This is a genomic window from Streptomyces sennicomposti, from assembly GCF_019890635.1.
GTDB lineage: Bacteria > Actinomycetota > Actinomycetes > Streptomycetales > Streptomycetaceae > Streptomyces > Streptomyces sennicomposti.
Map to the genome: position 1 here is coordinate 189326 of NZ_JAIOAB010000001.1, position 21737 is coordinate 211062.

The following is a 21737-nucleotide window of genomic DNA, read 5'->3' on the forward strand; positions in this document are numbered from 1 at the left end:
CCGCTCGCCCCTGTGTTCGCCTTTCGTGAGAACAGTTCATTCGCGGCGCCTCTCACAGCCCGGAGGAAATCAGACCTCGGGGCGGAGCATGGGCGGGTTGAGCAGCGTGGCGCCGCCGGCTCTGAAGAGCTGTGCCGGGCGCCCGCCCTGGCGCGTGGTCGTGCCTCCGGTGGGCACGAGGAAGCCCTGAGTGCCCGTCACCTTGCGGTGGAAATTGCGCGGATCGAGAGCGACGCCCCATACCGCTTCGTAGACGCGGCGGAGTTCCCCGACCGTGAATTCGGGCGGGCAGAACGCCGTGGCCAGGGACGAGTACTCGATCTTCGAGCGGGCCCGCTCCACGCCGTCCGCGAGGATCTGCGCGTGGTCGAAGGCGAGCGGCGCCACCGGTTCGCCGTCGCGGCCGTAGCCGTCCTGCTGCAGCAGCTCCGCCACGGGCGCCCAGCGGGCGTCGCCCGCGTCGCCGCCCGCCCGGGGCGCGGGCAGGTCAGGGGCCAGGGCGAGATGGGCGACGCTGACGACGCGCATCCGGGGATCGCGCTCGGGGTCGCCGTAGGTCGCGAGCTGCTCCAGGTGGGCACCGTTGTCCGGGCCGGGCGACGACGGGTCGTGGGCGTGCAGGCCGGCCTCCTCGGCCAGTTCCCGCGCCGCCGCCTGCGCCAGATCCTCGTCGGCCCGCACGAAGCCGCCGGGAAGCGCCCAGCGCCCCTGGAACGGCGGCTCCGCCCTGCGCACCGCCAGCGCGCACAGGGCATGGCGGCGCACGGTCAGCACGACCAGGTCCACGGTCACGGCGAAGGGCGGAAAGGCTGACGGGTCGTAGGACATGCGGCGATCATAGTCGTCTGCCTGACGATAAACACTCCCTTCGCCGGTCGTGAGGGCCGCGGCCTCGCGCTCGCCCACGCGCCCGGAGGCGGCCGCGCTGTACGGCGTCGCCTGCCGCAAAGCCGGGTCGTCGGAGCCCGGTCACGCCCGGCCCTCGGGGGTGTGCCGTCGGAGGCCGGCTCCGGGCTGACGCGCGTCCCGGCGTCGGGGCGCAGCCCCCTTTCCCGCGGCGTGCGGGCGGGTGCGGCTCGGTGCCGGGGAAGGGCCGGGGCGGGTGCGGCCGCCGCCGGGAGCCGTCGGGCGGGTGCCCTCGGGAGCCGGGTGGGCCGCCGTGCCGGAGCCGTCGGGCCGCGGCCGACGCCGACGCGCGGGCGTCGCGTCGGGCACCGCGCGGGCGACGCCCCGGCCCCGGTGTGCGGTCGTGTTCCGTGCCCCGGAGCCCGCGTCGTCCCCTGCGGGAGGAGCGTCCTGAGGGACTCCGCCGTCCGCTCCTCCCCCGCCGCGCACCCCGACTGCACCGCCTCCGCACGGTGTGCCGCCCACACCTCCGTCGTCTTCTGCCACGGGCCCCTCTCCCGGTCCGCCTGTGTCGATGTCGTCGTCGGCCGGCCGGATGCGGGCCTCGCGCTCCGTGCGCAGGCAGCGCCGTACCGATTCCGGGTCCAGGCCCTCGTTGCAGGCCTGGTGCAGGAGGCGGGCGAAGAGGTAGTCGGGGTCCGCGCCCAGGGCCATGGCCAGCGCCTCCCGGGCCTCGATGCCGTCACCGGTCGACCAGGCCACCCAGCCCGCGAGGGTCAGCGGCACCGCAGCGTGCTCGCCGTACGGACCGACGCAGCGTCGGGCCAGGGCCCGCCACAGCCGGAGCGCCGGACCGGCCTCGTCCCCCTCCATCCACTCGGCGGCGCGGTCGCGGGTCGTGCGGTCCTGCAGACCGAGGATCAGCGAGGCCGCCTCCTCGTCGCGGAGCAGTGCGTCGTCGCGCAGGTCGGCGGCGGGCGCGTCGGCGAGGAAGGACGCCTGCGCGAACCGGCGCATGACGCGTTCGGCGAGGTCCAGGGTCTGTGCGGCCACCTCGGCCCGCTTGTCCTCGTCGAGGATCCTGGGCACCAGCGCCCTGTTCGCGGCGTCCAGCGCGCTCTCCTGGCCGCGGTCCGCACCGGTCTCCCGGGGGAGCAGCCTGGCCCGCAGCTCCCGGAGACTCCCCCGCACCTGGATACCGGCGTAGGTCGCCGCGGCGGCCAGCACGGAGGTGCCCGGCAGCCCCATGGGCAGGCCCTCGTCGGGGCAGCATCCGGTGCTGGGGCAGCAGTAGGACCAGAAGCGGCCGGCGGAGATGCACAGCGCCTCGATCACGGGCACGTCGAGGCGGCCGCATTCCGTGCGCAGTTTCTGCGCCAGGGGCCTCAGCCTGAGCATGACCTCGCGTCCCGTCTCGCCCGGCGACGGCTCCTGGCAGACGAAGGCGACCATCTGTTCCGGCTTGGCGCCCCGGCGCTCGCTGCCGGTGATGAGCCCCTGGGCCAGCTGACGGGCCGCGGACGGCCAGTCGGCCGGGTTCGGGGGGATGCCGAGCCGGGCCCGGCCGCCGAACCTGCCGCGCCCGCCCTGGTCGTGCAGGGCGGCCAGGACGATGCTGTCCTCGGGCGGATATCCGAGCAGATACGGCAGCGCGTCGGCCAGCTCGGCCGGGGTGCGCAGGGTGATCTGGTGTTCGGGGCCGGGGCCGTCGTAGGTGATGTCGCCGTTTTCGGACGGTCCGGCCGTTTCGCTGTGATTCGTCATGCGCCGACGATCTCGCGGATCGCGGATTTCCGCTGGGCCCTGTGGATAAGTCCGGCCAGGGACACGTCAACCACCACGATGCGCGCCCCCTACGGTCCGGTCCGACGGCCCGGACCGCCCCGGCTGTCGGTGCCGTTGTCAGCGGCGTCCTGTTGTATGGAACGCATGGAGCACACGAGCAACGCGGAACTCCGGGCGGCGGCCGACGCGGTCCTCGCCCGCCTCGTCGGCGATCCCACGGGCACGGCCCGGCTGCGCGAGGACCAGTGGCGGGCGATCGAGGCGCTGGTCGCCGAGCGGCGCCGGGCCCTGGTCGTCCAGCGCACCGGCTGGGGCAAGTCCGCGGTCTACTTCGTGGCCACCTCCCTGCTCCGGGCGCGCGGCAGCGGCCCCACCGTGATCGTCTCCCCGCTGCTCGCGCTGATGCGCAACCAGGTGGACGCGGCGGCCCGCGCCGGCATCCACGCCCGCACGATCAACTCCGCCAACACCGAAGAGTGGGACACCGTCCAGGCCGAGATCGCCGCCGGCGCGGTCGACGTCCTGCTGGTGAGTCCCGAGCGGCTCAACAACCCCGACTTCCGCGACCAGGTGCTGCCCAAGCTGTCCGCCGCGACGGGGCTGCTCGTGGTGGACGAGGCGCACTGCATCTCCGACTGGGGCCACGACTTCCGGCCCGACTACCGGCGGCTGCGGACCATGCTCGGCGAGCTGCCGCCGGGCGTCCCGGTCCTCGCCACCACCGCCACCGCCAACGCACGCGTGACGGCCGACGTGGCCGAGCAGCTGGGCACCGGCGACTCCTCGGACGCCCTGGTGCTGCGGGGCCCGCTGGACCGGGAGAGCCTGAGCCTGAACGTGCTGCGGCTGCCGGACGCCGCGCACCGGATGGCCTGGCTCGCCGACCACCTCGACGACCTGCCCGGGTCCGGGATCGTCTACACGCTCACGGTGGCCGCGGCCGAGGAGGTGACCGCCTTCCTGCGGCACCGCGGGCACCCGGTCGCCTCGTACACCGGCAAGACGGAGAACGCCGACCGTCAGCAGGCCGAGGACGACCTGCTCGCCAACAAGGTCAAGGCCCTCGTCGCCACCTCGGCCCTCGGCATGGGCTTCGACAAGCCGGACCTCGGTTTCGTGGTGCACCTGGGCTCGCCCTCCTCCCCCATCGCCTACTACCAGCAGGTGGGCCGCGCCGGCCGTGGTGTCGAGCACGCCGAGGTGCTGCTCCTGCCGGGCAAGGAGGACGAGGCGATCTGGGAGTACTTCGCCTCGCTCGCCTTCCCCTCCGAAGAGCTGGTGCGCCGGACCCTGGACGTGCTGGCCCGGGCCGACAGGCCGCTGTCGCTGCCCGCCCTGGAGCCCCTGGTGGAGCTGCGCCGCTCCCGGCTTGAGGCCATGCTCAAGGTGCTCGACGTGGACGGCGCGGTCCGGCGGGTCAAGGGCGGCTGGGTCTCCACCGGCCGGCCGTGGACGTACGACGCGGAGCGCTACGACTGGGTCGCACGGCAGCGGGCGGTCGAGCAGCAGTCGATGCGCGAGTACGCGGCCGCCTCCGGCTGCCGGATGGAGTTCCTGCAGCGCCTGCTGGACGACGAGAGCGCCAAGCCGTGCGGCCGCTGCGACAACTGCGCGGGCGCCCGCTTCACCGCCGACACCTCCACGGCCGCGCTCGACGCCGCCCGTGTGGATCTCGGCCGGGCCGGGGTGGAGGTGGAGCCGCGCCGTATGTGGCCGACGGGCCTGCCGGCCATCGGCGTCGACCTCAAGGGCCGCATTCCGGCCGGTGAGCAGGCCGCCGAGGGGCGGGCGTTGGGGCGGCTGTCGGACATCGGCTGGGGCAACCGGCTGCGTCCGATGCTCGCCCCGCACGCACCGGACGGCCCCGTGCCCGAGGACGTGGCGCGGGCCGTGGTGGGCGTGCTGGCCGACTGGGCGAAGGGGCCCGGCGGCTGGGCCGCCGGGGCGGCGGACGCGCAGCCGCGCCCGGTCGGCGTCGTCACGGTGGCCTCCCGCACCCGGCCCCGGCTGATCCAGTCCCTGGGCGCGCACATCTCGCAGGTCGGCCGGCTGCCGCTGCTGGGGTCCGTCGAGTACGCCGAGGAGGCGCCCCGGGTGCCCCGGAGCAACAGCGCGCAGCGGCTCAAGGATCTGGACGGGGTGCTGACGGTGCCGCCCGCGCTGGCCTCCGCGCTCGCGGACAACCCGGGTCCGGTGCTTCTCGTGGACGACTACACCGAGACCGGCTGGACGCTGGCGGTCGCCGCCCGCCTGCTGCGCAGGGCCGGTGCGCAGGGAGTGCTGCCGCTGGTGCTCGCCGTCCAGGGGTGAGCCCGAGCACCGTCGACGCCATCCAGGAGTGAGCCAGTGCCGCGTCGACGCCGACAGGGGGTGAGCCCGAGCACCGTCGACTCCGGCCCGGGTCGAGCCGGCGCCGTACCGGTCGGCCGGCCGTCGCGGCCGCACCCGCGCACGCCGGGCCTCACGGACAGTGATCGGCCCGGCCGGATCCGGAGCGGCCGTCCGGAAAGGCCGTACATGCCCGCTGACCGCCGTGTCTGCGTGCCGCGGCGGGGCCGGGACGCCGGGCTCTCGGCGCCTCAGGCGTCGTAGCGCAACACCCTGGGTAGGGATATAAGGCGCGGGTCGTCCGATAACGGTCGGTGGCCCCAATTGCTCGTTGCCGCATCCAAGTTCGACAGGAAGAATTGAAGTCCGCTCCCCGCACGGCCCGGCCGTGGTCCGGCAGGGCTCTACTGCGGTGTGCGCCCCCCGAATTCCCACCCCGCCCGCAGTGTGGGCGCGTAGCCGAAGGGAGGAACGTGACCTTCGGATTCGCTCCGTCCTCGGCGGCATCGTTGTCTGCGTCCGCCGCCTCCGCCCATCGTGTGCTCGAACCCGCGGAGTGGGCCGCCGCGGGCATACCCCTGCTGCGCAACCCGCGGGAGGTCGTCAGCGGACTGCACGCCCGGCACCGTCCCGGTCCCGCCACCGCCGTGGTCGCGGTCCTCGACCCGGACGAACGGCTGCGGGCGAGCGCGTCGTTCACCCGCCGTTCGGCGGCCGCCGACGGCTGGCTGTTCCGCAACGCGCTGCTGGCCCAGCTGCGCCGGGTCATCCCGCACGACCTGCGCCGCCGCACCCCCGTGCGCACCGCCGTGCTGCTGTACTGCCGTGAGGGCGACGCGCGTTGGACGGAGGAGGACGGCGCGTGGATGTGGGGCCTGCGTGACGCCTGCACGCTGCACGGGCTGCGCTGCGGGGCGTACATCACGCTGACCCGGGACGGCTGGCAGGTCCTCGGCGAAGGCCGCGGCGGCCGGCGGCCGAGCGCCGGCTCCGCGCCCGAGCCCTTCGGCTCGGCCGGGACGCAGCCGCCGCCGTCCCGCACCGGCGGAGCGGCCTCCGAGGTACTGCGGCGAGCCGTCGCACGCTGACCTCCGGGTCGCCTTGGGGCCTGCCTCCGGACCCGCCCCAGCGCCCCCTCCGGGCCGCCTCGGGGCCCTCTACCGACCTCCTCGGCGCCCCTCCGGCAGGCCGCACCGCGTCCGTGATCCGGGCACGGCCCATGGTCCGGGCACGCCGAAGCGGCCGTCGCGCGGTGGTGCCGCGACGACGGCTGCGGTCCGGCCCGGCCCCGGGACGGCGGAGCCTTCCGGACGCCTCCGGAACGACTCAGACGCCCGCGCCCAGCACCGAGTTGATCTGCTGCGGGTCGCCGCAGACGATCAGCAGGGCGCTGGCCCGGGAGTGGGCCAGCGGCAGGGCGGTGGCGGCGGTGCCGTCGGCGCCGCCGTTGACGGCGACCACGACCACCGGACGCGACGCGGCACGGGAGGCGACGGCGGCGTCCGTGTAGAAGACGTCGTCGCCCGCGTCGTGCTGCGCCCAGTAGGAGGCCTCGCCGAAGGACAGCTCGTGCGCGGCCCAGGGGTGCGGATCGCCGGTGGTGATCACCAGGATGTCACCGGGGGCGCGGCCCGACTCCAGGAGCAGGTCTACGGCCTCCTCCGCGGCGTCCAGCGCGCCCTCGGCGGAAGCCGGGAGCAACTGGATCTGCGGGGCGGCGGGGGCAGCCGGACCCGAGAGTCCGGGCTTGGTGGCGGCCGCGTCCCGCGCCGTGCGTTGCACCGGCGGCGCCGGCCGCGCGGGGCCGGGACGACCGGGGCGCGACGGAGCCGCGGGACGGGGGCCGGGTACGGGACGGGGGGTCGGCGCGGTGCGGCCGGTGGCCGGAGTGACGCGGGGACCCTGGGCGCTCTCGTGAATCTGAGGCTCCTCGGGAATGAGAGGCATGGGCTGATATTTATCAAACGTTGGTGCGGCCCGCGCGGGCGGGTGGCAGATCCGGACAGGCGGAACCGTCAGAAATCGAAGCCGAGCTGGCCCTCGATCTCCGGAACGCCTCCGTCCGCCGGGACGCGGACCTTTTTGAGGTGCTGCCACCGCGGCAGCGCATCAAGATACGCCCACGACAGCCGGTGGTACGGGGTGGGTCCCCGCTCCTCCAGCGCGGCCTTGTGCACGGGCGACGGGTAGCCGGCGTTGGCCGCGAAACCGAAGTCTGCATGCTCGCTGCCGAGTTCGGCCATCATTTTGTCGCGATGGACCTTGGCGATCACCGAGGCCGCCGCGACGGCCACGCACGACCGGTCGCCCTTGATGACCGTGCGGACCTTCCACGGGGCGCCGAGGTAGTCGTGCTTCCCGTCGAGGATGACCGCGTCGGGACGGACCGGAAGCGCCTCCAGGGCCCGCGAGGCCGCGAGCCGCAGCGCCGCGGTCATCCCGAGGTCGTCGATCTCCTCGGGCGAGGCGTGGCCGAGGGCGTACGCCGTCACCCACTTCCGCAGTTCCGCGTCGAGTTCGTTGCGTCGCTTGACGGTGAGCAGTTTGGAGTCGGTGAGGCCCACGGGGGGCCGGCGCAGTCCGGTCACCGCCGCGCAGACGGTGACGGGGCCGGCCCACGCACCGCGCCCCACTTCGTCGACACCGGCAATGACCTTCGCTCCGGTCGTGGCTCGCAGGGAGCGCTCGACGGTGTGAGTGGGTGGTTCGTACGGCATGGCGCCCTTAGCCTACGCCGCCCCGATCCCGCTTCGACACCCCGGTTTCCGCCACCGGTCGAACCATCGGATCGTTCGCTCCCGCACACGCTCGACCGATGGGTCTCCATGATCCGGATCCCGGGGAGGGTAGCAGCCGCCGCCCGCGGCAGGACGCAGTTCTCGCCGTCTGGTTGCGGGGCTCACCACGTCCTGCGGGCGGCCGGGACAAGTGCCGCGGTCTCGGCGACGACCTCGGCGGACCCATGCCCCGTCCTCCGCGGATCGCACACGGGAATCACGGAGCGAAGCGAAGGGTCTGGCGGGGCAGCCACCGGCGCCCGCCCTCTCACACCGCCGTCGGCACCCACTCCGGCAGTGCCTCCGTGCGCCGTGCCCACTCGGCGGGCGGCGTCCCCGCCTTGCCCGAGGCCAGTACGCCGCCCACGATGGCGCACGTGGTGTCCACGTCGCCGCCGGCCTGGGCCGTCGTCCAGAAGGCCTCCTCGTAGTCCCCGAGCCGGCGGGCGGCCGACCACAGCGCGAACGGCACCGTGTCGTGGGCGGTCGTGCGCCGTCCGCAGCCGAGGACGGCCGCGACCGTGCCCGCGTCGCCGAAGTCGAGCATGTCGCGGGCCCGGCGCAGTCCCGCGCCGACGGCGCTGCGCGCCGGTACGAGCGCGATGACGCCGTCGAGCAGCGCCTGCGGGCTCGGCGGACCGCCGGGAGCGGCGGCCAGGGCGGCGGCGGCCGCCACGGCCATGGCGCCGACGACCGCCTCCCGGTGCTGATGGGTGGGGTAGGCGGAGATCTCGGCCTGGTGGGTGGCCTGCTCGGGGTCGTCCGCGTACCAGGCGCCGAGGGGCGCGATGCGCATGGCGGCGCCGTTGCCCCAGGAGCCCTGGCCGTCGAAGAGGGCGGCGGCCAGCTCCCGCCAGTCCCCGCCCTCGCGCACGAGGCGCAGCAGGCGGTTGACCGCGGGGCCGTAGCCCCGGTCGAAGTCGTGGTGCCGGGCGAAGGACAGGGCCAGGGCGTCCTGGTCGATGCGCTGGTGGGCGGCGAGCACGGCGATGACGGAGCAGGCCATCTCCGTGTCGTCCGTCCACTGCCAGGTGCCGGGCGGCAGCTCGCGCCGCTTGAGGAGGGGATAGTTGGCCGGGACGAAGAACTGGGAGCCGAGGGCGTCTCCCACCGCGAGTCCGCGTGCGCTGGCCAGGGCGCGTTCCAGGCGCCCGCCGGGAGAGGAGTCAGGGGTCATCGCTCAGCCACTCTATCCAGTCGTCCCAGTCGTCCCGTGCTGTCCGGTGATCCCGTAGGGTTCCGGCTCACGCCAGCGGTCGAACGGCCGGTTCAGGACGTATCTGCCGTCGTCACCGAGAACGAGCATCCGCATCTCGCCGTTCCCCGGGTTGGACAGCGACTCGAACTCCGCGACGGTCCAGTGGAACCACCGCATGCAGAACAGCCGCATCGCCAGGCCGTGGGTGACCAGGAGGACGTTGGGCGGGTGGTCGGGGGCCTCGAAGCTGCGGAAGAGGCTCTCCAGGAAGCCGCCGACCCGGTCGTAGACGTCGGCGCCGGACTCGCCCTGGGCGAAGCGGTAGAAGAAGTGGCCGTAGGCGTCGCGGTAGGCCTTCTGGAGGCGTACGTCGTCGCGGTCCTGCCAGTTGCCCCAGTCCTGTTCGCGCAGCCGCGGCTCCTCGCGCACCCGTATCAGGTCGGGGTCGAGGTGGAAGGCGCGCAGGGTCTCGTGGGTGCGGCGGTAGGGGGAGACGTAGACGCTGACGCGTTCCCTGCCGAACAGGTCGCGCAGTTCCTTGCCCGTCTCCTCGGCCTGCAGGCGGCCGCGCTCGGTGAGGGCCAGGGCGTGGTCGGGCTCGCGCTCGTACACCGAGTCGTCGAGGTTGCCCTCCGACTCGCCGTGCCGGACGAGGACGATGCGCCGTGGTCGTGCCATGCCAAAACACTAGATCGGGTGAGGGCCGATCGAAGACTCGAGCGGCCCCCGTACGGTGTACGTCACACGGACCGCACGGACGGTTTCCGGGAACCGCCCGGTGGACCGGGCGGCGCCGCTACACCGTCCAGGCGGGTTCCAGGGCCACGATGTCGCCGGTGAGCGCCGCGACGTCGGCCTCCGTCTGGGCGCGCAGGGCGAGCCGTTCCACCCGTTCGGCGCGGTACTTCCCGTGCTCGGCGGAGGACTGCCACATGGACAGCACCAGGAACTCGCTGCCCGGGGCCTCGCCGAACAGTCCGCGGATCATGCCGGGCGAGCCGGCCATCGCCGGGTTCCAGACCTTCTCCTGCATCAGCGCGAAGTGCTCGGCGCGCTCCTCGTGGACCCGGCACAGGGCGACGCGCAGCAGGTCGGCGTCGGTGAACCGGGGCTCGAACCCCGTCTTCACGTCGAACCGGTGGTCGAACAGCCGGACCTGGGCGTCCTTGAAGGTGCCGTTCTGGGCCGCCGCCAGCCGGTCGTGGGAGCGGGCCATGAAGGAGTCGTAGAAGGCGCGGCTCTCCCAGAAGGCGAAGATGTGCGCCACGTCCTGCCGCCCCCGGCTCCAGCCACCCCCTTGTCCCCGAAACCCCGGCTCCCCCGGAAGCCCCGCCCACTTCCGCTGCCCCCGCTCGAACCCCCGGCGGTCCACCACGGTGCAGCGAGTCCACTTGACCAGCACCGCGCCATCGTACGGCCCCGGAGCGTGGCGTTGGTCACTTCCGCGGGGACGGCGCCCGCGCGGGCACCCCGGCGGACGTGGCACGATGGGACAACCAGCGCCCGCCGTGAGGCAGTTGAAGCAGAGAGGGCGCACGGGAACCGGGAAGGGGGAGTCCGGTGAGCGGGCTCAGCAAGGGAATCCGCAAGGTCGAGGTCGCGGTCAAGTGGGATCCCAGTCCGGCGGGGCAGCCGCCCACCGACCTCGACATCGTGGCGGGGACCTATCTCGCGAGCGATCCGTACGGCGCGGCCGACTATCTGGTGCACTTCGACAGCCGCTCCCCCGACGGCACGATCTACCTCAACCGGGACAGCACCGACGGCAAGGGCTTCGGCTGGGACGAGGTCATGACGCTGGAGCTCGAGCGGCTGTCCGAGCGGTACGCGCGCGTCGTCGTCGGCGTGGTCATCCAGCAGCGGTCCGCCCCGCGCACGTTCTCCGGGGTGCTCGACGCGGGGCTGCGCATCCGGGAGGGCTACACCGTGCTGGCCGAGGACGACTTCGGCGGCGTCCCGTCGGCGACGGCGGCCGCCGTGGCCGAGTTCGTCCGCGACGGCTCCGGGAGCTGGCAGTTCCGCCCGGGCGTCCTCGGCTTCGAGGGCGACCCGGCGGAGTTCACCCGGACCATGGGCGCCGTGCACCGACGCTGATCGGCCGGTGGGAACGGGTAAGGGGCGTCGGCCATGGCCGACGCCCCTTACTTCATCACATGCCCGTCAGATCAGCTGCAGCCGCTGGTCGAGCCGCAGCCCTCGCAGATGTAGCAGGAGCCGGCCCGCTGCATCTTGGTGCCGCAGGAGAAGCACAGCGGGGCGTCGGCCTGGATGCCGAGCTGCATCTCCACCAGTTCGGCGCTGGTGTGCGCCTCCTTCGGAGCGGGCGCAGCCGCCTCGATCTCGGCCTTCGGCGTGGCGACGGCCTTGAGGTCGGTCTGCCGCGGCGCGGACTGGGCCAGCCCCTCGACGTCGACGTCCTCGTCGATCGGCTCGTAGGAGCCGGTCTCCAGGTGGCGCTGGCGCTCCTCGGCGGAGTGGATGCCGAGCGCGGAACGGGTCTCGAAGGGCAGGAAGTCCAGCGCCAGGCGGCGGAAGATGTAGTCGACGATCGACTGCGCCATCCGCACGTCCGGGTCGTCGGTCATGCCGGCCGGCTCGAAGCGCATGTTGGTGAACTTCGAGACGTACGTCTCCAGCGGCACGCCGTACTGCAGGCCCACCGAGACGGCGATGGAGAAGGCGTCCATCATGCCCGCGAGGGTCGAGCCCTGCTTGGACATCTTCAGGAAGACCTCGCCGAGACCGTCGTCCGGGTAGGAGTTGGCGGTCATGTAGCCCTCGGCGCCACCGACGGTGAAGGACGTGGTGATGCCGGGACGACCCTTCGGAAGGCGCTTGCGGACGGGGCGGTACTCGACCACCTTCTCGACCTTGGCCTGCGGCTCCTCGACGGCCTCGGTCTTCTTCTCCGAGTCCTTCGTCTTGGCGGACAGCGGCTGGCCGACCTTGCAGTTGTCGCGGTAGATCGCCAGCGCCTTGACGCCGAGCTTCCACGCCTCGTAGTAGATCTCCTCGACCTCCTCGACGGTCGCCGTCTCCGGCATGTTGACCGTCTTGGAGATGGCGCCGGAGATCCACGGCTGGATCGCGGCCATCATGCGGACGTGGCCCATCGGGGAGATGGCGCGCTCGCCCATGGCGCAGTCGAACACCTCGTAGTGCTCCTGCTTGAGACCGGGGGCGTCGATCACATTGCCGTGCTCGGCGATGTGGGCGACGATCGCCTCGATCTGCTCCTCCTGGTAGCCCAGGCGGCGCAGGGCCTGCGGGACGGTGCCGTTGACGATCTGCATCGAGCCGCCGCCGACCAGCTTCTTGAACTTGACCAGGGCGAGGTCGGGCTCGACACCGGTGGTGTCGCAGGACATGGCCAGGCCGATGGTGCCGGTCGGCGCGAGGACGGACGCCTGGGAGTTGCGGAAGCCGTTCTTCTCGCCGAGGCGCAGCACGTCCTGCCAGGCCTCGGTGGCGGCGGCCCACACCGGGGTGTCCAGGTCGTCCATGCGCACGGCGGCGGCGTTGGCGTCGGCGTGCTGCTTCATGACGCGCTGGTGCGGCTGGGCGTTGCGGGCGTAGCCGTCGTAGGGGCCGACGACCGCGGCCAGCTCGGCGGAGCGCTTGTAGGCGGTGCCGGTCATCAGGGAGGTGATGGCGCCGGCGAGGGCGCGGCCGCCGTCCGAGTCGTAGGCGTGGCCGGTCGCCATCAGCAGGGCGCCGAGATTGGCGTAGCCGATGCCGAGCTGGCGGAAGGCGCGGGTGTTCTCGCCGATCTTCTGGGTCGGGAAGTCGGCGAAGCAGATCGAGATGTCCATCGCGGTGATGACCAGCTCGACGACCTTGGCGAAGCGCTCGACCTCGAAGGACTGGTGGCCCTTGCCGTCGTCCTTGAGGAACTTCATCAGGTTCAGCGAGGCGAGGTTGCAGGACGTGTTGTCCAGGTGCATGTACTCGCTGCAGGGGTTCGAGCCGTTGATCCGGCCGGACTCCGGGCAGGTGTGCCAGTGGTTGATCGTGTCGTCGTACTGGATGCCCGGGTCGGCGCAGGCCCAGGCGGCCTCGGCCATCTTGCGGAAGAGGGATTTGGCCTCGACCTCTTCGATGACCTCGCCGGTCATCCGGGCGCGCAGCCCGAACTTGCCGCCCTGCTCGACCGCCTTCATGAACTCGTCGTTCACACGGACGGAGTTGTTGGCGTTCTGGTACTGGACGGACGTGATGTCGTCGCCGCCCAGGTCCATGTCGAAGCCCGCGTCGCGCAGGGCGCGGATCTTCTCCTCCTCCTTCACCTTGGTCTCGATGAAGTCCTCCACGTCGGGGTGGTCGACGTCGAGGATGACCATCTTGGCGGCGCGGCGGGTGGCGCCGCCGGACTTGATGGTGCCGGCGGAGGCGTCGGCGCCGCGCATGAAGGAGACGGGACCGGAGGCGTTGCCGCCGGAGGAGAGCAGCTCCTTGGAGGAGCGGATGCGGGAGAGGTTCAGGCCGGCGCCCGAACCGCCCTTGAAGATCATGCCCTCTTCCTTGTACCAGTCGAGGATCGACTCCATGGAGTCGTCGACGGACAGGATGAAGCAGGCGGAGACCTGCTGGGGCTGGGGCGTGCCGACGTTGAACCAGACCGGGCTGTTGAAGCTGAAGATCTGGTGCAGGAGGGCGTAGGCCAGCTCGTGCTCGAAGATCTCGGCGTCGGCGGGCGAGGCGAAGTACTTGTGGTCCTCACCGGCCTTCCGGTACGTCTTCACGATGCGGTCGATCAGCTGCCTCAGGCTGGTCTCGCGCTGCGGGGTGCCGACGGCACCGCGGAAGTACTTGCTGGTGACGATGTTGACCGCGTTCACCGACCAGAAGTCGGGGAACTCGACGCCACGCTGCTCGAAGTTGACCGAGCCGTCGCGCCAGTTGGTCATGACGACGTCACGGCGCTCCCAGGCCACCTCGTCGTACGGGTGTACGCCGGGGGTGGTGTGGATGCGCTCGATGTGCAGCCCCTTGTTCCCCGCCTTCGCGCCCTTGGCTCGGGAACCTCGTGCCGGACCGCTCGCCGTCTCTGTCATGCCGCCTCCCTGTACGGGCGAAAACGCCCTGAAGTGCCCCGATGTTCCGGGACACGGTGTTCTGTCTGGTGCTGCGGGCACCTGTTCCCTGCCGCCCGCAGCCGTCTTTCCCGCCGCCGCTGAGCCGGCCCCGGATGTGCGTCCGGACCGGCCCGCCTGTCAGTCGGCGGCGCGCGCGGGCGCGGGGACGTCGGCCGTCCCGCCCTGCCCGCGGTCGTCTTCTTCCGGGCTCCCCGCGACGGCGTCCTCGCCGTCCCGCTGCTCGGCGGCGGGGCGCCGCGCGCCATCCCTGAGTTCCGTGATGGCGGCCTCGAAGTCCTCCAGCGAGTCGAACGCCCGGTAGACGGACGCGAACCGCAGATAGGCGACGAGGTCGAGTTCCTGCAAGGGGCCGAGTATGGCGAGCCCCACCTCGTGGGCGGCGACCTCGGCGCTTCCGCTGGCCCTGATCGCCTCCTCGACCCGCTGCCCGAGCTGGGCGAGCGCGTCCTCGGTGACCGGCCGCCCCTGGCACGCCTTGCGCACACCGTTGATGACCTTGGTGCGGCTGAAGGGCTCCGTGACACCGGACCGCTTGACCACCATGAGCGAGCACGTCTCCACGGTCGTGAACCGACGGGAGCAGTCAGGGCACTGGCGGCGCCTGCGGATCGACGTGCCGTCGTCCGTCGTACGGCTGTCGACCACACGGCTGTCGGGGTGCCTGCAGAAGGGGCAGTGCATGGACTCCAACCCTCCTCACAGCAGACTCATGAGCCTCGTCGGGCCTCATGGGCCCCGCGAAGCAGCCCCAAGCATAGGCGATGAAAGAGGCGCCGCAGACCCGGGTCACCACAACTTCTGGGATGCCTTGACCGAACAGCCACTAGATGTGGGGATCGACTCGCGCGCAGTCACCATCGGCGGCGTGTCGCGCGCGGCGGCAGCGGCGTGTCGCGGGAAGGACCAGAGGCCGTATGCCCCGACAGCGGCGGCGAACACCCTTGCGGACGACCCCGCCGCGCGGGCGCGCGCCGCGACGCCGGGCGCGCCTCGTGGGGGCGAGCCGTGCGCACCGCATGGAGGTGCTGTGCGACCGCGGCGCGGGAGGGCGCCGGTGCTCGGCGAAGGGGGCGCCGGATGGCAGACTGGGGCGCGGACGACGGACTTCCGCCCCGGCGGTGAAGAGTACCGCAATGGGACCTTTTGTCCGCGAGGTGCGGCGCGAGCCTATACACCCCAAGACGTGATCAAGTCCGGCTCTCCACGTTTTTTCACTCGAACGTGTGTTTGGCGCAACCTTTCGAAAGCCACTACCGTTGTGCCGGAGGGAGACCATCGAGAGGGGCCGACGTGACCACCACCGCAGACAGTGCCACCATCACTGCCCAGGACCGCCCCCAGGGCCGACTCGAGCCGGTGCATGCCATGAACGAAGCCGTGAACCCTGAGGGACCCAAGCGCTCCCTGCCGGGCCGACCTCCAGGGATCCGGGCGGACAGCTCGGGCCTCACCGACCGGCAGCGCCGGGTGATCGAGGTCATCAGGGACTCCGTCCAGCGGCGCGGCTACCCGCCGTCGATGCGTGAGATCGGCCAGGCCGTCGGCCTCTCCAGCACCTCCTCGGTCGCGCACCAGCTGATGGCGCTGGAGCGCAAGGGCTTCCTCCGCCGCGACCCGCACCGCCCGCGCGCCTACGAGGTGCGCGGCTCGGACCAGGCGGCCACGCTGCAGCCCACGGACACCGTCGGCAAGCCCGCCGCGTCGTACGTCCCGCTGGTCGGCCGGATCGCCGCCGGCGGCCCGATCCTCGCCGAGGAGTCGGTCGAGGACGTCTTCCCTCTTCCCCGGCAGCTGGTCGGCGACGGTGAGCTGTTCGTGCTGAAGGTCGTCGGCGACTCGATGATCGAGGCCGCGATCTGCGACGGCGACTGGGTGACGGTCCGCCGTCAGCAGGTCGCCGAGAACGGCGACATCGTGGCCGCCATGATCGACGGCGAGGCCACCGTCAAGCGCTTCAAGCGCGAGGACGGCCATGTCTGGCTCCTGCCGCACAACGCGGCCTACGAGCCGATCCCGGGTGACGACGCGACCATCCTCGGCAAGGTGGTGGCCGTCCTGCGGCGCGTCTGAGCGACCGCCGAGGACGCGCTCGCCGCGACCCGCCCCCCTGATCGGGCCCCGGAACCTCTGCGCCGGTTCCGGGGCTCTGTGCTGTCCGCGTCCCGCGCCGGAACGGCCCGCATTGCCGGGGCGGTCTGCCTCCGTCGGTCCCCGGGGCGGTCTGCCTCCGTCGGGCGGTCCCAGGCCGGAGCGCCGGGCGGCCTGCCTCCGGGCGACGGCCGAACCGCCGGATGGCCCGTCTCCGGGCGACGGCCTCCCGGACCGGCCGGGGACCCGATCGGTGCGGCCCGATCGGTGCGGCCTGCTCGGTGCGGCCCGATCGGTGCGGGGCGGCTGGTGCCGGGGCGGCCCACGCCCGTCAGGCCGCCCGGGGACGTACTGCGGCCGTCACTCCCCCTCCGTCTGCCGTGCCGCGGCGTCGATCGCGGCCAGGGACTTGCGCACCTGGTTGCGGTCCGTGGTGTACCAGAAGTCCGGGAGCGAGGCCTTCAGATAACTGCCGTACCGCGCCGTGGCCAGCCGCGGGTCCAGTACGGCGACGACGCCCCGGTCCCCCGAGGCGCGGACGAGACGCCCGGCGCCCTGCGCCATGAGCAGCGCCGCATGGGTGGCCGCGACCGCCATGAAGCCGTTGCCCCCGGCGTCCTCCACGGCCTTCTGGCGGGCGCTCATCAGCGGGTCGTCCGGACGCGGGAACGGGATCTTGTCCATGACCACCAGCTGGCAGCTGGGCCCGGGCACGTCCACGCCCTGCCAGAGCGAGAGCGTGCCGAACAGACAGGTCTTCGGGTCGGCGGCGAAGTTCTTGATCAGTTCGCCCAGCGTCTCCTCGCCCTGGAGCAGGATCGGGAACTCCGGGACCCGGCCGCGCAGCTCCTCCGCGGCGAGCTGAGCGGCCCGCATCGAGGAGAACAGGCCGAGCGTGCGGCCGCCGGCCGCCTGGATCAGCTCCGTCAGCTCGTCCAGCATGTCGCCGCGGTCGCCGTCCCGCGCCGGGCGGGCCAGGTGCTTGGCGACGTAGAGGATGCCCTGCTTGCGGTAGTCGAACGGCGAGCCGACGTCCACGCCCTTCCACTGCGGCACGTCGTCGCCCTCGGTGCCCTCCGGGGCGAGGCCGAGGGAGGCCCCCACGCCGTTGAAGTCGCCGCCGAGCTTCAGGGTCGCCGAGGTCAGGACCACCGAGCGGTCGGTGAACAGCTTCTCCCGCAGCAGCCCCGAGACGGACATGGGCGCCACCCGCAGGGACGCGCCGAACCGGTCGTGCCGCTCGTACCAGACGACGTCCCACTCGGAGCCCTCGGTGATGCGCTCGGCCACGTCGTGCACGCTCTCCACGGAGGCCAGGGCCTGCTTGCGGACCGCGTCCTCGTCCTGCACCGACTTGTCACGGGTCGCGCCGATCCCCGAGATCACGTTGCGCGCGGCGTCCCGCAGCGCCAGCAGCGCGTAGCCGAGGTCCTCCGGGATCTCCTCCAGCCGGCCGGGCAGGGCCAGCTCCATCAGCCGCTCGAAGCCCTCGGCGGCGGTCTGCAACTGGTCGGCGACCTTCTCGTTCACCAGTTTCGCGGCGCGCCGCACCGCGCGGTTGACCTGCCCCGGGGTCAGCTCGCCGGTGGCAACGCCGGTGACCCGCGACACCAGTTCGTGCGCCTCGTCGACGATCAGCACCTCGTGCTGCGGCAGCACCGGGGCGCCCTCGATCGCGTCGATCGCGAGCAGCGCGTGGTTGGTGACGACGACCTCGGCGAGTTTGGCGCGCTCGCGGGCCATCTCGGCGAAGCACTCGGCGCCGTAGGCGCACTTCGAGGCGCCCAGGCACTCCCGGGAGGAGACCGACACCTGCGCCCAGGCCCGGTCGGAAACGCCGGGCGTGAGGTCGTCGCGGTCGCCGGACTCGGTCTCGTCCGACCAGTCGCGCAGCCGCAGCAGGTCCTGGCCGAGCTTGCTGGTGGGCGCCGCCGCCTCGAACTGGTCGAACAGGCCCTCCTCCTCGTCCTGCGGGACGCCCTCGTGCAGCCGGTGCAGGCACAGGTAGTTGGAGCGGCCCTTGAGCATGGCGAACTCCGGGCGGCGGCGCAGCAGGGGGTGCAGGGCGTCGACCGTGCGCGGCAGGTCCCGCTCGACCAGCTGGCGCTGCAGGGCGAGGGTGGCCGTCGCCACGACGACGCGCTCCCCGTGGGCGAGCGCGGGCACGAGGTAGCCGAGGGACTTTCCGGTGCCGGTGCCGGCCTGCACCAGCAGATGCGATCCGTCGTCGATCGCGTCCGCGACGGCCTGGGCCATGGTCACCTGGCCGGGGCGCTCCGTGCCGCCGACGGCGGCGACCGCGGCGTGGAGGAGTTCGGGGAGGGAGGGCTTCGTCATAGCGCGACCACCCTACGGCCCGGGACCGACAAACGTGTCCCCGAGCCGGGGACGGGCGGCTCACCCCCGCCCCGACACGGTCAGCACCGATCAGATCCGGTCACGGCCGTAAGGCGCCCAAAGCGACGGCGACCTGTTCGCGGCGGCCTCCTGCCCCGCGGACGCGGCCCGGCCCGCCGCCACATGCAGCCCCGCCCGCCGTCACTTGCGACCCGGCCCCCGTCACATCAGGTGCCGCAGCGACCGGTCCCGGATCATGAGGGCGGCCCGCTTGCCGGGCAGATCCAGCTCGGCCGCGTAGCGGAAACCCGCGGCGAGGAACGCGGTCACGGAGGGCGCGTTGCGCAGGTCGGGCTCCGCGACGACGCGGGCGCAGGCGGGCCGCCTGTCGAGGATCAGGTCGGCGACGGCTCTCAGCAGTGCGCTGCCGAGCCCCCGCCGGCGGTCGGCGCCGCTGCCGATGAGGAGGTGGACGCCGGTGTCGTGCGGGCGGGCCGGGTAGTGGCGGGCCAGCGGGTCGAGATCGGCCCGGTAGATCTCCCAGTAGCTCATCGGGGTGCCGTCGAGCAGCCCGAGGCAGGGAAGGCTGCGTCCGTCGCCGTCGAGCTGTCCGCGCAGGTGGACCTCGGTGAGCCGCTGCTCGCCGGCCAGCTGCCAGAACTCGGCGACGGCGGGGTCGTTCATCCAGCGGGCGACGACGGGCAGGTCGCGCTCCAAGCGGACGGGCGCCAGCTGGAAGGCGCCGGCCCGGGTGCTGACCGCTCCCCAGTCACCGGCCCCGTCCAGCAGGTCGTCCGGGGGCGGGTCGCCGACGCCGTCGGTGAAGCGCGCGACGAAGTCGTCGGGCAGGTGCAGGTCGAGCGTGTCCTCGGTGTCGGGCCCGCCGCCGCCCCTGGTGTCGGTGACCGTCGGCGCGGGCGGATCGGGGAGCCGGACGGCATCGGGGGCGGTCGTGGCGGCGGGGGCCTGCTCGACGGCGGTGCCGGCGTCGGTGGGAGGCATGGCGCGCTCCTCTCGGAGGACGGGGAGGCAGGTGGGGTGGGTGGTGTGAGACGGAGTCCTGGGTGGGGAACGGGGTGCGGTACGGCCCTGCGGCGACGGTGCCGGCGTACGGCTGTTCCGCCCCACGACCATGCCGACGTACGACACGACCGGTGCCGACGTACGACACGACTAGTGCCGACGTACGACCGTGCCGTCCGGCGCGGACGCCGGGTCGCCGGACGGCGGTGGGCGCGGGGGCGGATTCGGTCAGGTGTGCAAGGGGTTGGCGACGGTGACGTAGACGGACTGGGTGTCGACCGGGCCGACGAGTTCGTCCAGGCCGTGCAGCCGGGTCAGCAGATTGGCCTTGCAGCGCAGTACCGGAGAGTCGAGCAGCCGGGCCGGCAGGGTCGAGCGCATCCGGGCCGGACCGGCGGCGGCGTCGCCGAGGAACCGGCGGAAGGCGGCCAGCAGCAGCGTCTCGTCGGCGAGCCGCTGGGAGCCGAAGGCGCCGATGAGGCCGAAGACGTTGTTGACGGCGAGGTAGTAGGCGAAGCGTTCGTCGGCGACCTCGTCGGCGACGAAGGTGTCGCTGCGCTCGCCGATGCCCGGCAGCCGTGCCGCCAGTTCCGCCTGCCGGGACGCGCGGAAGTAGTAGCCCTGGTTGTCGCGGTAGCGGCCGCCGGCGGGCCAGCCGTCGGGGTCGAGCAGCACCAGCGTGTTCTGCTGGTGGGCTTCGAGGGCGATGCCCGCCTCGCCGTCCAGCCAGAGCACGGGCCGGATCACCTGTTCGAGATAGCGCAGGAACCACTCGGCGGCGACGGCTCCGCGCGGGCGGCCGGTGCGGGCGGCGAGCCGCGTGACGAGGTCGGCCAGGCGCGACCGCGCACCGGGAACGGCACCGGCCCGCGGGGAGCCGCCGGGCTGCGGATACGGCCGGGGCGCGACGAGTCCGGCGACGCAGGCGACGTCGTCCGCCGGGGCGAACGGGTTGTGCCGGATCATCACGTCCAGGCCGGGCACCGGCGCCCCGTTCTCGTCGTCCACGGCCAGCCAGGCCGGGTCGCGGACGATGTCGAAGCCGTCGTGCGCCGCCTGCCACTCCTGCCGCAGACCGCTGCGCAGCAGACGGTGGACCTCTACGCCGCGGTGCAGTTCCTTGCGGAGGTTCTCCCGGCGGGAGTTGGTGATGCGCAGCCCGAGGGAGAGCTTGAGCATGGCGGCCGCGCCGGTGCGGTGGACGGTCCGCACGGAGGAGGTGGGGTGCCAGGCGGGGCCGTACGGGCCCAGGTCGCGCAGGAGTCCCGCCGCCAGGAGCGCCGCCGTGTCGGGGCGGTGCCTGACCTCGCGCGCCTGCCAGGGGTGCAGCGGCAGGGCGGCGTAGCCGTCGGGGAGCGGCAGTGGCGTCCCGGCGAGGCGTTCGGTGAGCCGGTCCGCGGGCACCGGGCGGCCGCGCTCGGTCCACGCCGAGTCGGCGGCGAGGAGTCGGCGGGAGACCGCCGTCCAGTGCAGCGGGAAGGAGCCGCGCAGCTCGGGCGAGCAGGGTCCCGTCTCCGCTTCGGTCAGGCCCTCCCGGCTCTTGGGCGCCGGATGCAGCGGGTGCCCGAGGACGAGCGCCTGTTCGGCGGCGAGGAAGAGGTCGGGGCCGTCGGCGGGGCGCTCGCGGCGGTCGGTGAGGAAGAGCGCGGTACGGCGGACGGAGTCGGCGACCCGCCCCACGAGGTCCACGGCGTCGGCCGGGGCGGTGGCGGCCTCCCCCGGAGTCTCCGCCGGCTTCTCCCCCGGGCTCCCGTCCGGGCTCGCTTCCGGGGCCGCCTCCGGTGCCGGCCCCGTCGCCTCCCGGGTGAGCAGCGCGGCGACCGTGACCGCGTCGGCCGGTGCGGCGGAGGCCGGGGCGCCGGCGAGGCGCGGCAGGCCGAAGCGGTGCCAGCCGGTCGGGGACCAGTGGCGGACGGGCACGAGCAGCGCGGTGCCGCTGGCGGGGAGGGGGATGCGCAGGACGTCGCCGTCGGGGGTGGCGGCGCCGGTCTCGCGCACCCAGCAGCGCAGCAGGTTCTCGACGCCCGCGGCCTGGGCGGCGGTGTGCGGGTCCGGGTGGTCCAGAAGGTCGGTGCCGCGGTGGTCGTCCGGCCCTTGCAGGTGGGGTGACCTGGTGGCTTGGCGGGGAACCGTGTCCGCCGGTTCGTGCGGGTCCTGCGGAGGGGTCGGGTGGCCGTGCGGGGGCGGGGCGGTGGTCAAGACGGTTCCTCGGGGTGTCGTACTGATCGAGTCGTGCTGATCAAGTCCTGCTGATCGCCG

General features: G+C 73.2%; 16 protein-coding genes. 4 read left to right on the forward strand and 12 right to left on the reverse strand.

Features of this window, described 5'->3' with window-relative positions; all coding sequences use genetic code 11:
- Window positions 1-69: 69 nt before the first annotated feature.
- Window positions 70-828 carry an NUDIX hydrolase gene (locus tag K7787_RS00725; RefSeq protein WP_043261394.1) on the reverse strand — a complete coding sequence of 253 codons (759 nt, stop codon included), beginning with the start codon at window positions 826-828 and terminating at the stop codon, window positions 70-72.
- 141 nt (window positions 829-969) lie between these two features.
- Window positions 970-2610 (reverse strand): DUF4192 domain-containing protein, encoded by a 1641-nt coding sequence (locus K7787_RS00730; RefSeq protein ID WP_223000090.1) that lies wholly within the window; start codon window positions 2608-2610, stop codon window positions 970-972.
- A gap of 165 nt (window positions 2611-2775) precedes the next feature.
- Here K7787_RS00730 and K7787_RS00735 point away from each other — a divergent pair, with 165 nt between their 5' ends.
- Both K7787_RS00735 and K7787_RS00740 read left to right on the forward strand, forming a co-directional pair.
- Window positions 2776-4941 (forward strand): RecQ family ATP-dependent DNA helicase, encoded by a 2166-nt coding sequence (locus K7787_RS00735; RefSeq protein ID WP_223000091.1) that lies wholly within the window; start codon window positions 2776-2778, stop codon window positions 4939-4941.
- A 491-nt stretch (window positions 4942-5432) separates the two neighbouring features.
- Window positions 5433-6047 carry a hypothetical protein gene (locus K7787_RS00740; RefSeq protein WP_009191065.1) on the forward strand — a complete coding sequence of 205 codons (615 nt, stop codon included), beginning with the start codon at window positions 5433-5435 and terminating at the stop codon, window positions 6045-6047.
- Between the two features lie 238 nt (window positions 6048-6285).
- On the opposite strand, the gene K7787_RS00745 is transcribed toward K7787_RS00740, so the two are convergent.
- The 5 genes from K7787_RS00745 to K7787_RS00765 all read right to left on the reverse strand — a co-directional run bounded on the left by K7787_RS00745 (window position 6286) and on the right by K7787_RS00765 (window position 10336).
- Window positions 6286-6906, reverse strand: coding sequence for a hypothetical protein (locus tag K7787_RS00745; protein ID WP_223000092.1), 621 nt, complete (start codon window positions 6904-6906; stop codon window positions 6286-6288).
- A 68-nt stretch (window positions 6907-6974) separates the two neighbouring features.
- On the reverse strand, window positions 6975-7676 hold the full coding sequence (gene rnhB / locus K7787_RS00750) for a ribonuclease HII (RefSeq protein WP_009191062.1): 702 nt from the start codon (window positions 7674-7676) through the stop codon (window positions 6975-6977).
- Window positions 7677-8004: 328 nt separating this feature from the next.
- On the reverse strand, window positions 8005-8913 hold the full coding sequence (locus tag K7787_RS00755; RefSeq protein WP_223000093.1) for an ADP-ribosylglycohydrolase family protein: 909 nt from the start codon (window positions 8911-8913) through the stop codon (window positions 8005-8007).
- Window positions 8914-8925: 12 nt separating this feature from the next.
- The gene (locus tag K7787_RS00760) at window positions 8926-9612 is read right to left on the reverse strand and encodes a histidine phosphatase family protein (protein ID WP_009191060.1); all 687 of its coding nucleotides are present in this window, start codon (window positions 9610-9612) and stop codon (window positions 8926-8928) included.
- Between the two features lie 118 nt (window positions 9613-9730).
- Window positions 9731-10336, reverse strand: coding sequence for a YdbC family protein (locus tag K7787_RS00765; RefSeq protein WP_009191059.1), 606 nt, complete (start codon window positions 10334-10336; stop codon window positions 9731-9733).
- A gap of 158 nt (window positions 10337-10494) precedes the next feature.
- Here K7787_RS00765 and K7787_RS00770 point away from each other — a divergent pair, with 158 nt between their 5' ends.
- Window positions 10495-11028 (forward strand): TerD family protein, encoded by a 534-nt coding sequence (locus K7787_RS00770; protein WP_019981900.1) that lies wholly within the window; start codon window positions 10495-10497, stop codon window positions 11026-11028.
- A gap of 71 nt (window positions 11029-11099) precedes the next feature.
- Here K7787_RS00770 and K7787_RS00775 read toward each other — a convergent pair whose 3' ends face one another.
- Window positions 11100-13988, reverse strand: coding sequence for a vitamin B12-dependent ribonucleotide reductase (locus tag K7787_RS00775; protein ID WP_009191057.1), 2889 nt, complete (start codon window positions 13986-13988; stop codon window positions 11100-11102).
- A 159-nt stretch (window positions 13989-14147) separates the two neighbouring features.
- Window positions 14148-14711: a transcriptional regulator NrdR gene (nrdR, locus tag K7787_RS00780; RefSeq protein WP_027758051.1), complete on the reverse strand. Its 564-nt coding sequence runs from the start codon at window positions 14709-14711 to the stop codon at window positions 14148-14150.
- A 609-nt stretch (window positions 14712-15320) separates the two neighbouring features.
- Between nrdR and lexA the strand changes: the two genes are divergently transcribed.
- The gene (lexA, locus tag K7787_RS00785; RefSeq protein WP_009191055.1) at window positions 15321-16100 is read left to right on the forward strand and encodes a transcriptional repressor LexA; all 780 of its coding nucleotides are present in this window, start codon (window positions 15321-15323) and stop codon (window positions 16098-16100) included.
- Window positions 16101-16478: 378 nt separating this feature from the next.
- Here the strand turns inward: lexA and K7787_RS00790 are convergent, their stop codons facing one another.
- The 3 genes from K7787_RS00790 to K7787_RS00800 all read right to left on the reverse strand — a co-directional run bounded on the left by K7787_RS00790 (window position 16479) and on the right by K7787_RS00800 (window position 21677).
- Window positions 16479-18455, reverse strand: coding sequence for an ATP-dependent DNA helicase (locus tag K7787_RS00790; protein WP_019981903.1), 1977 nt, complete (start codon window positions 18453-18455; stop codon window positions 16479-16481).
- Between the two features lie 222 nt (window positions 18456-18677).
- Complete coding sequence (locus tag K7787_RS00795) at window positions 18678-19457, reverse strand: GNAT family N-acetyltransferase (protein ID WP_223000094.1); 780 nt, start codon at window positions 19455-19457, stop codon at window positions 18678-18680.
- A gap of 249 nt (window positions 19458-19706) precedes the next feature.
- Window positions 19707-21677 (reverse strand): IucA/IucC family protein, encoded by a 1971-nt coding sequence (locus K7787_RS00800; RefSeq protein WP_223000095.1) that lies wholly within the window; start codon window positions 21675-21677, stop codon window positions 19707-19709.
- Window positions 21678-21737: the final 60 nt, after the last annotated feature.

Coding starts and splice junctions, on each gene's coding strand:
- K7787_RS00790 (WP_019981903.1), bottom strand. CDS start 18,455: ATGACGAAGCCCTCCCTCCCCGAACTCCTCCACGCCGCGGTCGCCGCC.
- K7787_RS00730 (WP_223000090.1), bottom strand. CDS start 2,610: ATGACGAATCACAGCGAAACGGCCGGACCGTCCGAAAACGGCGACATC.
- K7787_RS00735 (WP_223000091.1), top strand. CDS start 2,776: ATGGAGCACACGAGCAACGCGGAACTCCGGGCGGCGGCCGACGCGGTC.
- K7787_RS00725 (WP_043261394.1), bottom strand. CDS start 828: ATGTCCTACGACCCGTCAGCCTTTCCGCCCTTCGCCGTGACCGTGGAC.
- K7787_RS00775 (WP_009191057.1), bottom strand. CDS start 13,988: ATGACAGAGACGGCGAGCGGTCCGGCACGAGGTTCCCGAGCCAAGGGC.
- K7787_RS00760 (WP_009191060.1), bottom strand. CDS start 9,612: ATGGCACGACCACGGCGCATCGTCCTCGTCCGGCACGGCGAGTCGGAG.
- rnhB (WP_009191062.1), bottom strand. CDS start 7,676: ATGCCGTACGAACCACCCACTCACACCGTCGAGCGCTCCCTGCGAGCC.
- K7787_RS00745 (WP_223000092.1), bottom strand. CDS start 6,906: ATGCCTCTCATTCCCGAGGAGCCTCAGATTCACGAGAGCGCCCAGGGT.
- K7787_RS00795 (WP_223000094.1), bottom strand. CDS start 19,457: ATGCCTCCCACCGACGCCGGCACCGCCGTCGAGCAGGCCCCCGCCGCC.
- K7787_RS00755 (WP_223000093.1), bottom strand. CDS start 8,913: ATGACCCCTGACTCCTCTCCCGGCGGGCGCCTGGAACGCGCCCTGGCC.
- nrdR (WP_027758051.1), bottom strand. CDS start 14,711: ATGCACTGCCCCTTCTGCAGGCACCCCGACAGCCGTGTGGTCGACAGC.